This window comes from Idiomarina sp. PL1-037, assembly GCF_034422975.1.
Classification (GTDB): Bacteria; Pseudomonadota; Gammaproteobacteria; order Enterobacterales; family Alteromonadaceae; genus Idiomarina.
In genome coordinates this window covers 151,373-166,095 of the sequence record NZ_CP139873.1, presented here as the reverse complement: position 1 = coordinate 166,095, position 14,723 = coordinate 151,373, and the positions used below count along the sequence as shown (strand labels likewise).

Genomic DNA, 14,723 nt, shown 5'->3' with positions numbered 1-14,723 from the left:
CTTTATGTTTGAAATTATTCTTATTATGGCGATTGCGGTCGCTCTGGCCTATCCTTTAGGTCGCTACATGACCGGTGTATTCTCTGGCCAGGCGCACTTCTCCGATCGACTTTTTAACCCTATCGAAAAAGTTATTTATCGCTGTATTGGTATTAACCCCGGCGTCTCTATGACCTGGAAAAGCTACGGCGTCGCTTTTCTGTTAAGTAATCTCGTACTGGGCATCATTGCTTTTTTAATTTTGAAGTTCCAGCACGTGTTACCGATGAACCCCGACGGAATTGGTCCGCTTAGCTGGGATTTAGCGCTTCACACAGCGGTTTCTTTCCTGACTAACACGAACCAACAGCACTACTCAGGTCAAGCACAACTGTCTTATCTGTCACAGGGCACCTTAATTGTTACCTTGCAGTTTGTAACTCCAGCTATGGGGCTGGCGGTCTGCGTGGCTATGCTCCGCGGTATGGTCGGCGGTCGCGACGAAAAATTTGCCAAAGACGGTCAGGAGCGCGATTTAGGCAACTACTATGTTGACGTCGTTCGCGGCTTGACTCGCGTGTTTATTCCTCTGGCAGCCGTTGTTGCGCTCATTCTGGCATCACAAGGCGTACCCAGTACCTTTAAAGGAGCTCAGAATGTCGAAACCCTGGACACTCAGAGTGAAGTAACCGAACAAACAATTCCTGTTGGCCCGGTCGCTTCAATGGTGGCAATTAAACAACTGGGCACTAACGGTGGAGGCTGGTACGGCCCCAACAGCAGCAACCCACTGGAAAATCCAACACCTGTATCGAATGCGGTCGAGACCATCGCGCTTGTACTTATACCTATGGGTGTTGTGTTTTTAGCTGGCGGCATGGTGCGGCGTAAAAAATTCGGAGTCATGTCATTTGTGGTGATGGCCGTATTCAGCGTCAGCTTCATCGGCCTGACGGTATACAGCGAACTACAACCTAATGCCGCATTCAATGAACTGGCAGCAGAAGGCTCCAACTGGGAAGGCAAGGAAACCCGGTTTGGCCCTGAACTGTCGGCACTCTGGGGTACCTTAACCACACAAACCTCTAATGGTTCGGTTAACTCAATGCACGATTCGTTTAACCCCGTTGGCGGCCTTATGACTCGCTCGGGCATGCTTATTAACGGCATTTGGGGCGGCATAGGCTCAGGCTTTGTTAATTTTGTTATCTACGTCTGGATAGCCGTCTTCTTATCCGGGTTAATGATTGGTCGCACACCAGAGCTGTTTGGTAAAAAGGTGGAAACGCGCGAGATAACCCTGCTTGGCAGCCTTATTGTTTTGCCAACTATCGTTCTTCTTGGCTTTACTGCAATAACGGTTGCCCTGCCTGCACTCACGGGCAACAGCAACCCTGGTTTCCATGCTATTTCGCAGGTGTTTTATGAGTACACCTCTGCTTTTGCTAATAACGGTTCCGGCTTCGAAGGCTTAGGCGACGATACCGTATGGTGGAACATCAGTTGCGTCATTGTGCTGATTCTAGGTCGCTATTTGCCCTTAATTATTCCGTTAGCAATAGCCGGAATGATGGCGAAAAAACGCACCATACCAACCAGCAAAGCAAGCTTAAGCGTCGAAAGTGTGACTTTTGGTGTCACTTTAGTAGCGGTTATTCTCATTCTTAACTTTCTTTCATTTCTTCCTGCGGCGGTTATCGGCCCTATTGGTGAAGCACTGCAGCTGGCATCATTTGGGGTGGAGGGCTAATCATGACTACTCAAGCTAAAACATTGTCGTCCACAGCAATAAAAGGCGCTCTGGTCGACGCACTGAAAAAAATGGCGCCCCGCTATATGGCGAAAAATCCGGTAATGTTTGTGGTTCTTATCGGAACCGTCATTTGTATCGCGACCACAGGCATAAAAATAGCCAGTGGTCTGAGCTTCGGGTTTGAGCTCATCACTTCTTTAATTTTGTTCGTAACACTGTGGTTTGCTAATTTCGCAGAGTCGGTTGCGGAAGCCCGCGGACGAGGCCAGGCGGCAAGTCTCCGCGCAACGAAACAAGCCTTGGTTGCGTTCAAAAAAGAAGGCAGTGAGTTCGTTAAAACCGAAGCCACAGATCTCCGAAAAAATGACGTTGTTCGGGTTCAACAGGACGAATACATTCCTGCCGACGGCGAAATTATTGAAGGTGTTGCTACGGTCAACGAATCGGCAGTAACCGGAGAATCGGCGGCGGTATTGCGCGAAGCAAACACAGACCATTCCGGCGTTATTGGTGGTACCAAGCTTTTGACCGGAGAAGTTCTCATTAAAGTGTCTGACGATCCGGGCAACAGTTTCCTCGACAAAATGATTGGTTTAGTCGAGGGCGCAGAACGCAAGAAAACGCCGAACGAAATAGCGCTGACGGTTCTGCTTGCAGCACTCACTGCGGTCTTTCTTATTGTCGTCATGACGCTGCCCGCACTGGCCTCCTTTGTCGATGTCGAGCTCAACTACATCATGCTCATCGCCTTGTTGGTTTGCTTAATACCAACCACCATCGGTGGTTTGCTTCCGGCTATTGGTATTGCCGGAATGAACCGTGCTTTGACCTCAAATATTATCGCTAAATCCGGTAAGGCTGTTGAGGTAGCGGGTGATATAGATATCTTGTTGCTGGATAAAACCGGAACCATTACCTACGGTGACCGTCAGGCAACTGATTTCATCCCGGCGCAAGGTGTGAGCAAAGACGAACTCATTCAGGCAGCTTATCTGGCGTCGGTTGACGACCCGACTCCTGAAGGCAAATCCATTGTTAAGCTTGCGAAACAAAGCAAAGGGTTAGATGAAAGCTATCCGGAAGGCGCTGAGTTTATTCCTTTTTCGCCAACCACCCGGCTTTCGGGTCTAAAAATCAGCAACGATGAGTTTTTTGTCAAAGGTTCCGGTGACGCTATCCACACCTTCGAGGAAGAAAAGGGTGTGTCCTGGCCAAACAACCTTAATGCTGAAATCGGGAAAGTCGCCAAACAGGGGGCAACTCCGTTAATAGTCGCCGATCAGGATAGAATTCTGGGTGTTATTGCATTGTCCGATGTCATAAAACCCGGTGTTGCAGAACGTTTTGCAAGACTGCGCAAACTTGGTGTAAAAACCGTCATGGTGACTGGTGACAACCATGTAACTGCCGGTGCAATTGCCGCGGAAGCCGGTGTTGATGATTTTATCGCCGAAGCAAAGCCGGAAGATAAGTTAAGCCTTATTCGCGAAGAGCAGGCAAAGGGACACTTGGTCGCCATGGTCGGTGACGGCACCAATGATGCCCCGGCACTGGCACAAGCGGACGTTGGCCTTGCTATGAATTCGGGAACCCAGGCGGCGAAAGAAGCCGGTAACATGGTCGATTTGGACTCCGACCCAACCAAACTGCTGCAAGTAGTTGAAGTGGGTAAACAACTACTGATTACTCGCGGCGCAATGACCACGTTCTCGCTGGCAAACGATGTTGCGAAGTATTTCGCTATCATTCCTGCGGTTTTCGCCAGTGCCCTGCCGTTAATGTCGACACTGGACATTATGAATTTAGGCAGTCCGCAGTCAGCCGTTATCTCAGCATTAATTTTTAACGCTTTGATTATTCCTGCTCTGGTTCCACTGGCTCTGCGCGGCGTTAAGCTGAAAAGTAACAGCGCTGAGAAAATCTTACGCAATAACATGCTGATATTCGGTCTTGGCGGTATTGTTCTGCCATTCATCGCTATCAAACTTATTGACCTAGTCGTCAGTCTGTTCATTTAAGGAGCGAGTCATGACTACATTAAATTCAAGCTCTGCAGGCAGCATCATTACAGGAATTCGCTTTAGCGCCACACTCATTATTGTGTGTGGTGTTATCTACACCGGTGCCACAACGCTGGTCGGCGAGCAGTTATTTTCGCATCAGGCCAGCGGCAGCATAATTGAAAAGGACGGCAAGGCTATTGGATCTGAACTTATCGCACAGGACTTTCAGGCTCCGAATTATTTCTATGCCCGTCCCAGCGCCGCGGGATACGATCCAACAGGAACCGGCGGAAGTAACCTTGCACCTTCTAATCCTGAGTTGCGTGATCAGGTCAGAGCTCGCAGCCAGTCCATACAAGCTTTAGAAGGTGTGGACGCTAACAAGATACCTCCAGAGCTCCTGGCTGCTTCAGGCGCTGGGCTTGATCCACACATTAGCCCACAAGCAGCAGAGTTTCAGGCTCCGCGCATAGCAAATACTCGCGGTCTGCAACTTAATCAGGTAAAGGCGTTAATTGATGAACACACCGAAGGCAAGCAATTGGGCTTATTCGGTCAACCCCGGGTGAACGTTCTCAAGCTTAATATAGCGCTTGATAACGCATCCATGAAAAACGAAAACACAGAGGATTAGCAACGTGAAAATGATTAAAACCGCACTTTTTTCACTGGTTACCTGCGCGCTGGGCACAAGCTCAGCGTTAGCAAATGATTACAGCGTTTCTTCGAACCTGACATTAACCAGCGATTATGTGTTCCGCGGCGTGTCACAGACCAATGAAGATCCAGCTATTCAAGGTGGCTTTGACCTGGCACTCGAAAATGGTTGGTACGCTGGTGTCTGGGCATCTAATGTCGGCTTTGGTGAAGGCAGTACCGAAGCCGATATCTATGCCGGCTGGAGTCAGTCACTTAACGATGAATGGGCATTGGATTTTGGTGTTATTCGCTACCTTTATCCTAGCGGTAACGGTGTAGGAGCTGAGTTTAACTACAACGAAATTTACACCAACATCACGTTCCGGGACTTTAACTTAAACATAGTCTATTCAGACGACTACTTTGGAACCGGAGTCGACAGCTTTTACTACGTTGCTGGTGACTACGGTTATCAGTTTACGGAGAAATGGTCCGTGAATTTGCATGCCGGTCTGAATCAGTTTGATTCCGAAAATGAACTGACGCAGTTCTTGGGGGCAGCGCCGACAACAGACGATGCATACTGGGACTGGTCAGTGACGTTAAATTACAGCCTGACCGATAGCATCAGCCTGGATTTAGGTTATATTGACACCGATATTGATAAACAGTCCTGCGTCGACATTTGTGACGGTCGTATGGTTGTTAGCCTGTCATCGTCGTTTTAAATTTTTAAGAAGAGGCCAATAATGGACGACTCGAATCGCGAGCAAAAGGCAGATGCTATTCTACAGCGTGTAGAACAAGAAAATAGTGGACGCCTGACAGTATTTTTGGGTGCGGCACCCGGGGTAGGAAAAACCTACTCCATGCTAGCTGCAGCCAAAGAAAAACAGCAAAGCGGTCGGGAAACCATTATTGGCCTGGTCGAAACTCATGGGCGCTCAGACACCCAACAAATGGCTGATGGTTTTGAGCAACTGCCGCTGACTCAAATTGAGTATCACGGAACTCAGTTGTCAGAATTTGCTGTCGATGCCGCTTTGCAACGCAAACCCGACCTGATACTGGTTGACGAACTGGCCCATACCAATGTTCCCGGCAGCCGCAACAAGCGGCGTTATCAGGACATTGAAGAATTATTGAATGCCGGTATAGACGTTTACACCACCGTAAATATTCAGCATATGGCCAGCGTGAACGACCTGGTTTTGCAAATGACCGGCGTTAGAGTGAATGAAACGGTGCCCGACCATTTTGTCGATAGTGCCTATGAAATTCGATTTATTGATCTGCCACCGGCGACACTGATTGAACGCCTGCAACAAGGTAAAGTGTATTTACCAGAATACGCGCGTTCAGCTTTATCATCGTTTTTTTCATCGGCGAACTTAACCGCATTGCGAGAGCTGGCGATGAAAAAAGCGTTGGAACGGGTCGACGCCAGTATGTTAAGCGAGCTGGCCGTTAATCAGGAGTCAGGACTTGGCATTTATATGGATAAGTTGCTGGTGCTGGTTAGCGCAAACAGCGACCATCGTTACTTAATTCGGGTTGGCCGACAAATTGCCGAACGCAGACAAATTCCCTGGGCTGTCGCCTGGGTGGATACCGGCAAAACCCGAAGCCCGGAAAAATCCCAGACTATTGAGCTCAACCTTGCGCTGGCAAAAGAGCTGGGCGCACAAACAAAAGTACTTAAAGGAACAAGTACTATTAGCGCCGTCAGCGAATTTATAAAGGATAATGCGGTTTGCACTGTACTGGTAGGCGCCGGACGCAGAAACCGTTTTAACTGGTGGCGAAAACGCCTGTATCACCATTTAATCAATTTAGGGCTCCCTATTGAGGTTACGGTATTCCGGGCCAGATCAACACCGGTTCAGAAAAAGAAAAAGCTAACACCACCAGCAGTTCAGAACTTCTTTGGCAAGTTGAGCGGTTATGTCCATGGTGTCATTGGCGTTGGAATAGCTTCATTATTAGCCGTTATTCTCGAGAACTTTCTGAATGTCGGTAACCTGGTTTTAGTTTACACGCTGGCGGTTATCTTCGTTGGCCTTACCTCTGGCTCGCGGCCGGCAATGTTTACCGCGATACTCTCGTTTTTAAGCTTTAATTTCCTGCTTACCGAGCCTAAAAATACCTTGATGGTTTATAATCATGACGATGTAACCACACTCATCTTTCTGACAGTAATAGGGCTTATCTGTGGTCCTGCAGCATCACGCATACGCAGTCAGTTTTTACTGCTCAAACAAGCCAATCATTATGCCGAAACCTTACGCGATTTAGCTCAGGAACTGGCAACTGTCAGCGATGAAACGGGCTTATGGAAGCGCCTGAGTAAATTATTAAGGAAATCAACGGAAGTTGATTGCCTTATTGCAGTACCTGACGAAGATTCAGACTTCAGGTTTGTAGAATCGCCTCCCGCCCCACCTCATAAATTAACCGAGGCAGCCATTCGCTGGAGCTTCAAAAACAAAGCCAGTGCGGGGGTTACAACCGAAACCCTGTCCGCAGCTAAAGCGACTACCTACCCGGTGATTGTTGATGACACCGTGGTTGCAGTCGCTGCCGTTCCTTTAACAGAACAAAGTAATGACATTAACAGCGCCAGCACAAGTTTAATTCTCGCCATGCTTAATCAGGCTTCTAATGCCTGGCGTCGTATTCATCTGGCTTCCGATTTAGAAAGTGCGCGAGTCAAAACCGAGGTAGAACAACTTCGTTCGGCCTTGTTGTCTTCGGTGTCTCATGACCTGAAATCGCCACTATCGGCTATGATGGGGGCAGCAGAAAGTCTAAAACTGTTGCATAACCAACTTCCCGATAAGGACAGAATAGAGTTAATTGAAACCATCATTTCAGAAAGTCAGCGGCTTGATAGCTACATTCAGAACTTACTGGATATGACCCGCCTTGGTCACGGCACACTAAAAATTGAGCGCGACTGGGTTTCTGTAGACGACATTATCGGCAGTGCCATTAGACGATTAAAGCGCTATTGGCCATCAACCAACGTACAAATTGAACGAATGGGTGAACCGCCTCTGCTTTACGTTCATGCGGCATTAGTTGAACAGGCAATTTTTAATATCCTTGAAAATGCGGCTAAATACAGTCCCGATGAATCCCCTATTTTTGTTGAACTGCATAAAGGCCGCGCGCAATGTTTAATCGCCATAGAGGATAGGGGCCCCGGCATTCCATCTGACCAGCGCGATAAAATTTTTGATATGTTTTACATTGTTGCTGACGGTGACAAGAAAAAACAAAATACGGGTATGGGACTGGCCATCTGTAAAGGTATGATCGGCGCACATGGCGGCAACGTTGTCGCAACCTCTGCCAGGGATGGTGTAGGTACTCGTTTCGAAATTACATTGCCGTTAGACTACGGAAATAACCAACAGGAAGAGTCGTAACGTGGCAACAAAAATTGTTGTGATTGATGATGAGAAACAAATTCGTCGCATGCTTAAAATCGCTTTGTCTAGTGCAGGCCATGAGGTCACCGAAGCGGAAAACGGTACTGACGGACTAAGTTGCGTTGCCCGCCAGCAACCCGACCTTGTCATTCTGGATTTAGGGCTGCCCGATATCGACGGCAAACAAGTGTTAAAAGAAATTAGGGAATGGTCGCCTGTGCCAGTTATCGTTTTATCAGTACGCAATCAGGATCAGGAAAAAATCATCGCCCTGGACTATGGCGCTCAAGACTACGTGACAAAACCTTTTAGTGTCGAAGAGCTACTGGCCCGGGTTAGAGCTAATTTGCGAGATCACTTACAAGCAGACACCTCACCACTTCTTGAAATAGACGACTTGTCTTTTGATTTGTCACGCCGCATAGTCAAGAAATCGGGACAGCCCGTTGAACTTACACCGAAAGAGTATGCGGTGATCTCCCGCTTGGTAAAACAACCCAATTGTGTGGTTACCCAAAGCCAGCTGTTAAGTGAAATATGGGGGCCGAGCCACAAAGAAGACACTCACTACCTGCGCATTGTAATTAGCCACTTGCGGCAAAAGTTGGGCGACGACCCAACCGAACCCAAATACTTAAGAACCGAAGCCGGTATAGGCTACCGATTTTGTGTTGACGGTTAATAAGAGCAATTAGCCCTAGAGCCTAAAGGTTGGCTATAAGCTGCTGTTGGGACTACATTAATAAAAATAAAACCCTCAGTCTGGAGCAGGCATGACACAAGAAGAAATCAATTCTCAGGAATGGCGTGACGAAAGCAACTGGTCACGGCCTTTGTGGCTCGGCATATACTTTAGCAAGAAAGATACGCGCAGCTGGGTGCCGAAATTTTATCCAATACTTGGCTGGACAATTAATTTAGGAAACCGGGCTGGGGCTGCATGGTTTATCGGTATTATTGCCGGGGCACTTGTCGCAGCATTTTTTGCGGGGTGGCTAACAGCCAGCTAGCTGCCACCCCTTTGCCCTTTATTTTTAAAATTGCTGACTGGCCGATTTCAGCGCCGTTGATAAAGACTCTGTCGCCGACTCCAGTCCCTTACTAACGTCAGACCATGCGTCTTTGCTGGATTTCTTAACCTCTTCCAGCTTAGTTTCTGCATCATCTTTTAACGATTCAAGTTCACTTATTTTTTCTTTGTACTTAATTTCAGATTCCGCCTCTGACTGCTTTGCTTTGGCTTTTAAGCGGTCAATCTCAGCTTTCATTTCCTCTATTTTTGCTTCGTGCTTTTTCTCAAATGCGTCTTTGTTTTCCATTTAAACCTCCAAGTTTTTTACCGTTACTTAGTAACTTAATCAAAATAAGCATGGTCAAAAATATCTAGGGGATCAAGCGACATTTTTGATCGAGAGCAAATAAGGCGCTTTAGCACTATTAACAAAAAATAACTTTTTAGCGCATTTTTTGCTCATTGTTTGCACTTTATGTCCGATATAGCTATATAACCTTTATATCGAATGTCTGGATACTTTTATGCAAACAGCGTCACTGCGTTTTAAACTTATATTTGGTGCCGCCTGCCTGCTTATACTAAGCATGGGCTCCCTGACACTGTACAGCTGGTACTCAATGAACCAGGCCGGACAAAATGCTATTGAGCAAATTAGTGAGCCTCTGGAAGAGCAAGTAACCGCATCTTTAAATGACACAGCATTGCGCTTTGCCGGCAATACTGAGGCTTTGCTGAACCGTAGCTTCGATATTCCGGCAGGCCTTGCGTCTATCATGCGCCATACTGCCGTAGGCAGTGGGGGAGAGCCTTACACTAGGGGTGAAGTACAGTTTTTAACCAGAAATTTGTTGCTCGCCCACCCATCAGTGTCTTCTATATATAACCAATACGAACCCAATGGTTACGACGCACTTGATGACGAATACAGCTCCAGTGAGCCACATACGTCGAATCAGGGTACCCTGGAAATTTACTGGGTATCGGAAGGCGCAGATCAGGCTCGATTTATCGAGACCGAAGACACGTCAGAGAAATATCTTACAAATTTAACTGAACAAGGGTTCCGCGAAGCCGAATGGTACCTTTGTAGCCGTGATAGCTTAAAGCCCTGCCTCATAGAGCCTTATTTATATGAGATCAGCCCCGGCGAAGAAATGCTGTTAACTTCGCTGGTTTACCCTGTTGTTGTTAATAACGAATTTCGCGGTGTTGCGGGTGTAGACATTAATTTACCGGTATTGCAAAAACGTATTCAGCAACAATCCCAGGAGTTTTATCAGGGCAAAGCTAATATGTTTCTGGTCAGCAGCAACGGCTTCGTTGTCGCCAGTAACCAACACCCTGACCGCCTCGGGAAGTCGCTGGAATCTATTAATGCCGACTTAGCTGAGCTTCTCGACAGTCCCGGCCAGTCAGAATTTAACGTCGCCGACAACATAGTGGTTAAACAACCGGTTTATACCGAAGCCTCTGATACCACCTGGTGGATCATTGTCTCCGTCCCCCGCGAATTAGCTTTTGCAACCGTTCACGAACTGTCTGAAAGTCTCGAAGAAGATACAGCCTCAACGGTCTGGGGCTTACTACTAATTGCAGCATTACTATTGGCCGTATTTGTTACTCTGGTCTTTTTCTGGGTCAGCGCATCGACTCGCCCGCTGAATAACCTGAGTATGCTAATGAAGGAGTTAGCCGGTGCAGAGGGTGACCTTACCCGACAGCTAGAACGAACCTCGCACAGTGAATTAAACGACTTGGCCGACGGATTTAACTTATTTACTGCCAAACTTCGCGATTTAGTCCGCGCTTTAAAACAAGTTGCCGAAAACGTCGCGATGGAAAGCCGTCATATGCTAGACAGCTCGAAACAGGCTTCCAGTGCTACCGAAATACAGGCCGACCAGGTACAGCAAGTGGCTACCGCCATGAATGAAATGACCGCAACAGCGAATCAGGTTGCATCATTAGCCAGTGACACGGCACAAGGCGCTGAAGAGTCGAGTAAGTCATTGACAAGAGCCAATAGTCTGGTCAACCAAACCCTAAAAGCCTTCCAGCAAGTGGCTGAAGAATTCGGCCAGGCGCGTCACCAGTTTACCGAAGTTGCTGCCCGCAGTGACGAAGTGACCGGCATTACGCAGACCATTGATGGCATTGCCGAACAAACAAACCTGCTGGCATTAAATGCCGCTATTGAAGCCGCGCGGGCGGGCGACCAGGGCCGTGGCTTTGCCGTGGTCGCCGATGAGGTGAGAACTCTGGCACAGCGTACCCGCCAGTCAACCGAAGAAATTAACGGCTTGATTCAGGGTCTGCAAAAACAGGTTCAGGCAAGTGTTCAGCAAATGGAAAGCAGTGCCGTAAAAGTGACACAGACACTTGAAGGCGCACAGCAAGCATCTGAGCAGCTCAATTCAGCCACCGAACAAGTACAGTCAATTAATGACAATGCGTTCCAGGTAGCTTCAGCCGCAGAAGAGCAGAATCAAGTAAGTGAAGAAATCAGTCGAAACATCAGCGCTATCAGTGACGCTACGCACGATTTAGAAAAACTGTCGGGCCAGATTACTCAGATTAGCAGTGCGCTGGATAACGCCTCAGGCGAAATGGAGGAGCAACTCAATGCACTTAAAAGCGATTAATACAGCCCTGTTTTTCGGTTTACTCGTCAGCGGGACCTCACAGGCATCCTGGGACTTAACCGCAACGGCAACCAGCGACTATTTATTTAATGGGGTCACACAAACAAGCGACGACCCGGCGCTACAGTTTATTGCCAATAAAAACTTCGACAACGGCTGGTATGCCGGAGGTTTTGCTTCCAATGTCGATTTTGGAGACGACACCTGGCTGGAGCTGGACGCGTTTGGTGGACGCTACTGGCAAATGAATGATGAGATTGGCGTTGAACTGGGTGCTTTATATTACAGTTATTACGGTGAAGGCAGCGATATAAACTACACAGAAACAACAGCCGCGGTTGATGTCAGCGACTTCCGTTTTCAACTTTGGTACGCCTGGGACTACGCCGGTACCGATGCCAAACATCTGGTTGCAGCGGTTTTTTATCAGGTTTACAGCGATGGTGAAAATGGTGTCAATTTAGGTTTTAGTCAGTCGCGCTCTTTGGATTCTGAAGATTTTCAATGGGATACTCGTGACCATTATAACCACGCCTGGATAGCTTATGACAGAAACTGGCAGCAGTGGAACTTCATGGTTTCCTATAATCACACCACTCTAAGTAGTGACTGGGGTGGCGGTAATACCCTGACAGCGAACGTGACTTACACCTTTTAAGTGATGTCACAAATGTTTTGTTTGTAAGCTGACTTTGCGTATCATTGAAACAGACGACAAAGGAGCAACGCATGGCAGACAATAGCAGTAATAAAGCGCTCAGGCTGGATAACCAGCTTTGCTTTGCGTTGTACTCAACCTCGCTAGCAATGAACAAGCTCTACAAACCTCTGCTCTCCAAGCTTGATTTGACCTATCCGCAATACCTTATTTTACTGCTTTTATGGGAGCGAGATGGTGTCACCATTACTGAAATAAGCCGCAAGTTGTTCCAGGAAAAAGGCGCTTTAAGTCCGGTTATTAAGCGGCTGGAACAACGCGGGTTAATAATTCGAAAGCGCAATACCGACGATGAGCGTCAGCTGCATTTATACCTCACCGAACAAGGTCGGCGACTGGAACAGTCTGCCTGCGATGTTCCGGAGCAGGTTTTCTGTGCCTCTAAGCTTGAGCCTAATGAAGCCCTTGCCTTAAAACACACCCTTGAATCACTGCGGGCACAGCTACAAGACAAGCCCGACCGCTAACCAAATCAAATGCATCGAAAATATCGATAATACTATTCGGAAAATACTGTTATCGCGATAACCATTATTGCAATAACATTATGTGTGTTAATTCTCAACACACCAACTAGCAAGGTAATCGTTATGGATATTCTGTATAAAGCGGTAGCAACATCAACCGGCGGACGCGATGGTCAGTCAGAGTCTGACGACGGCCAACTGAAAGTAAAACTGACAACGCCTAAAGAACTGGGTGGCGCAGGCGGAGACGGTACCAATCCTGAGCAATTGTTTGCGGCCGGTTATTCGGCCTGTTTTATCGGCGCACTGAAATTCGCTGCCGGGCAGGAAAAAGTCACACTGCCCAAAGACACTGAAGTTAAAGCTGAAATAGGTATTGGCCAGATTGAAGGCGGGTTTGGTATTGAAGCCACGCTGAACATTCATTTGCCAGGCATGAGCCAGGACGAAGCGGAATCTATTGCTGAAAAAGCACACCAAGTTTGTCCGTATTCAAACGCGACGCGTAATAATGTCGACGTGCGCCTGAACGTCACTGTGTAACCGCAGTTAACCATAAAATCATTAAGCATGTGGGTCGACCGACTTAGCGTATCGGCTCACGTCCTTATGGTTTGATATCACCCAAGAGCGATACATTCATAACAGACGCAATACTACGGCACCTGATCATCAACTCCTAGTTGAGTCGCTCTATTCCCTTTGCCCTTATAATTGGTAAACCAGGTCCTGAAAATATCAGTCACGCCCGGAAACTCCGTCTTTAACTGCGTCACTGAAGAAATATGACCAAAAGGCGGTTGCTCTGGTACGACTGCAATAAATTTATTATCGCGCTCATTGTTATCCAGCATGGTCATACGTCCGATGATCCTAACTGGTACCTCAATACCTCTGGGCAAAGCCTCGCCTAGTATCAGCACATCAAGTGGGTCGCCATCTCCGCCGGACTTTTTATCTGACAAAGTGCCGGGAATAGCTCCGTAATTTGCCGGATAACCCAGATAGTCAATGTAGCGAGGTTGTTGAACGTCACCTTCCATTTCCCACTCAAGCATGTCAGTTTGGTGTTTATTGATTTGCCACTTTTGGCGGCTTCCGGCTGGAATTTCAACAATTGCAGGCCATGTCGTTTCATTTTTCGAATAGCCTGAAATATCGATGACAGGCTGGCTGTACTGCGGAATTTCAAGTTGCCCCATAACTTTAGCGGATTCGCCGTTGGGGCCAATGGGTGTCTGACTGGGTATTTCTGCAATAAAATTACCAAGTGCGGCATACCACCTAGCATCATTTAGTGCGGTCCTTGTTTCCGGAGGAGTCGACAAGGCAGTATGCTGACGAAGATAATTTGCCCAGTAAAACTCTAAAAACGGTATCGGGTTCTCAGGTTTTTCCAGGTAATGCCCCCTCAAAAAGTACATTGCACCACGCACTGGGTCATCATCTAGCCTATTACGCCCCACAGTTTCAGGAATTGCCTTATGGGAAATTGGCTGCCCGTTGCTGTCATGAAGCCAGGTCTGATGGGTATCTTTAAGCCACTGCCAGAAGTCGGTTTCGGAGAGGCTGGATTTATCCGCAGTGATCTCTACCGTCACTTGCTGTTCGTCGCCACGGGGGCTGAATTCGACCATAGCACTGAAAGTATGATGGCCATCGGTCAGGTAGTAACGCCCTTCCGGACCCAGTACAGCGGTTTTAAAAGGCTCTTCAATAAGGTCTTTTTGAAAAGCTTTGTCGTCGCGCTTATATTTAGCGATTTTATTAGCGACCTGGTCGTGAGAAATAACGGCTTGAGTTGGGTGCAACTGGCTAATTCTGAGCTGAACTTCCTCTGCATTTGCACTGCTGAATAAGAACCAGACAACAACAAAAAACCTCAACATTTTAAGCTCCCTTTTGCTTTCCTTGGGTTCAAGTATAAAGAACGTTTATGACAAAGCCATTGCATCGTTACCTAGTCGTCACCTTTTTGAAATAAAGGTGTCATTAAAACGCCTTACAATCCGGTGCGAAATATTTGAAGAAAGCATTCCACAATTAAACTCAGGGACTGATATTTTATGTCAC

At 47.5% G+C, this 14,723-nt stretch carries 13 protein-coding genes; 11 read left to right on the top strand and 2 right to left on the bottom strand.

What is annotated here, in order from left to right; translation table 11 throughout:
• Nucleotides 1-4: 4 nt before the first annotated feature.
• The 7 genes from kdpA (at nucleotide 5) to U0358_RS00705 (ending at nucleotide 8,818) form a co-directional block, all read left to right on the top strand.
• Nucleotides 5-1,729, top strand: a complete 1,725-nt coding sequence (gene kdpA / locus U0358_RS00735) for a potassium-transporting ATPase subunit KdpA (protein WP_322406673.1) — start codon at nucleotides 5-7, stop codon at nucleotides 1,727-1,729.
• A gap of 2 nt (nucleotides 1,730-1,731) precedes the next feature.
• Entirely contained in the window at nucleotides 1,732-3,750 is a 2,019-nt protein-coding gene (kdpB, locus tag U0358_RS00730; protein ID WP_317498064.1) for a potassium-transporting ATPase subunit KdpB, read from the top strand.
• A gap of 10 nt (nucleotides 3,751-3,760) precedes the next feature.
• On the top strand, nucleotides 3,761-4,369 hold the full coding sequence (gene kdpC, locus U0358_RS00725) for a potassium-transporting ATPase subunit KdpC (RefSeq protein ID WP_322406672.1): 609 nt from the start codon (nucleotides 3,761-3,763) through the stop codon (nucleotides 4,367-4,369).
• A gap of 10 nt (nucleotides 4,370-4,379) precedes the next feature.
• The gene (locus tag U0358_RS00720) at nucleotides 4,380-5,102 is read left to right on the top strand and encodes a TorF family putative porin (RefSeq protein WP_110012935.1); all 723 of its coding nucleotides are present in this window, start codon (nucleotides 4,380-4,382) and stop codon (nucleotides 5,100-5,102) included.
• A gap of 21 nt (nucleotides 5,103-5,123) precedes the next feature.
• On the top strand, nucleotides 5,124-7,805 hold the full coding sequence (locus tag U0358_RS00715; RefSeq protein ID WP_322406671.1) for an ATP-binding protein: 2,682 nt from the start codon (nucleotides 5,124-5,126) through the stop codon (nucleotides 7,803-7,805).
• Nucleotide 7,806: 1 nt separating this feature from the next.
• Complete coding sequence (locus tag U0358_RS00710) at nucleotides 7,807-8,490, top strand: response regulator (RefSeq protein ID WP_322406670.1); 684 nt, start codon at nucleotides 7,807-7,809, stop codon at nucleotides 8,488-8,490.
• A 91-nt stretch (nucleotides 8,491-8,581) separates the two neighbouring features.
• Entirely contained in the window at nucleotides 8,582-8,818 is a 237-nt protein-coding gene (locus U0358_RS00705) for a hypothetical protein (protein WP_322406669.1), read from the top strand.
• Nucleotides 8,819-8,842: 24 nt separating this feature from the next.
• Here the strand turns inward: U0358_RS00705 and U0358_RS00700 are convergent, their stop codons facing one another.
• Entirely contained in the window at nucleotides 8,843-9,127 is a 285-nt protein-coding gene (locus tag U0358_RS00700; RefSeq protein ID WP_322406668.1) for a sll1863 family stress response protein, read from the bottom strand.
• Between the two features lie 217 nt (nucleotides 9,128-9,344).
• On the opposite strand from U0358_RS00700, the gene U0358_RS00695 reads away from it, so the two are divergent.
• The 4 genes from U0358_RS00695 (at nucleotide 9,345) to U0358_RS00680 (ending at nucleotide 13,193) form a co-directional block, all read left to right on the top strand.
• Nucleotides 9,345-11,465 carry a methyl-accepting chemotaxis protein gene (locus U0358_RS00695; RefSeq protein ID WP_322406666.1) on the top strand — a complete coding sequence of 707 codons (2,121 nt, stop codon included), beginning with the start codon at nucleotides 9,345-9,347 and terminating at the stop codon, nucleotides 11,463-11,465.
• Entirely contained in the window at nucleotides 11,446-12,123 is a 678-nt protein-coding gene (locus U0358_RS00690; RefSeq protein WP_322406665.1) for a TorF family putative porin, read from the top strand. Before U0358_RS00695 ends, U0358_RS00690 begins: the two co-directional genes overlap by 20 nt.
• 71 nt (nucleotides 12,124-12,194) lie before the next feature.
• Nucleotides 12,195-12,650 (top strand): MarR family winged helix-turn-helix transcriptional regulator, encoded by a 456-nt coding sequence (locus U0358_RS00685; protein ID WP_322406664.1) that lies wholly within the window; start codon nucleotides 12,195-12,197, stop codon nucleotides 12,648-12,650.
• Between the two features lie 123 nt (nucleotides 12,651-12,773).
• The gene (locus U0358_RS00680) at nucleotides 12,774-13,193 is read left to right on the top strand and encodes an organic hydroperoxide resistance protein (protein WP_322406663.1); all 420 of its coding nucleotides are present in this window, start codon (nucleotides 12,774-12,776) and stop codon (nucleotides 13,191-13,193) included.
• 113 nt (nucleotides 13,194-13,306) lie between these two features.
• On the opposite strand, the gene U0358_RS00675 is transcribed toward U0358_RS00680, so the two are convergent.
• Complete coding sequence (locus tag U0358_RS00675; protein ID WP_322406662.1) at nucleotides 13,307-14,539, bottom strand: ParB-like protein; 1,233 nt, start codon at nucleotides 14,537-14,539, stop codon at nucleotides 13,307-13,309.
• Nucleotides 14,540-14,723 lie beyond the last annotated feature (184 nt).

Excerpts from the sequence above, each read along its gene's own strand:
- kdpA (WP_322406673.1), top strand. The coding sequence starts at position 5 with ATGTTTGAAATTATTCTTATTATGGCGATTGCGGTCGCTCTGGCCTAT.
- kdpB (WP_317498064.1), top strand. The coding sequence starts at position 1,732 with ATGACTACTCAAGCTAAAACATTGTCGTCCACAGCAATAAAAGGCGCT.
- U0358_RS00720 (WP_110012935.1), top strand. The coding sequence starts at position 4,380 with ATGATTAAAACCGCACTTTTTTCACTGGTTACCTGCGCGCTGGGCACA.
- U0358_RS00690 (WP_322406665.1), top strand. The coding sequence starts at position 11,446 with ATGCACTTAAAAGCGATTAATACAGCCCTGTTTTTCGGTTTACTCGTC.
- U0358_RS00700 (WP_322406668.1), bottom strand. The coding sequence starts at position 9,127 with ATGGAAAACAAAGACGCATTTGAGAAAAAGCACGAAGCAAAAATAGAG.
- kdpC (WP_322406672.1), top strand. The coding sequence starts at position 3,761 with ATGACTACATTAAATTCAAGCTCTGCAGGCAGCATCATTACAGGAATT.
- U0358_RS00685 (WP_322406664.1), top strand. The coding sequence starts at position 12,195 with ATGGCAGACAATAGCAGTAATAAAGCGCTCAGGCTGGATAACCAGCTT.
- U0358_RS00705 (WP_322406669.1), top strand. The coding sequence starts at position 8,582 with ATGACACAAGAAGAAATCAATTCTCAGGAATGGCGTGACGAAAGCAAC.
- U0358_RS00695 (WP_322406666.1), top strand. The coding sequence starts at position 9,345 with ATGCAAACAGCGTCACTGCGTTTTAAACTTATATTTGGTGCCGCCTGC.
- U0358_RS00675 (WP_322406662.1), bottom strand. The coding sequence starts at position 14,539 with ATGTTGAGGTTTTTTGTTGTTGTCTGGTTCTTATTCAGCAGTGCAAAT.
- U0358_RS00680 (WP_322406663.1), top strand. The coding sequence starts at position 12,774 with ATGGATATTCTGTATAAAGCGGTAGCAACATCAACCGGCGGACGCGAT.
- U0358_RS00715 (WP_322406671.1), top strand. The coding sequence starts at position 5,124 with ATGGACGACTCGAATCGCGAGCAAAAGGCAGATGCTATTCTACAGCGT.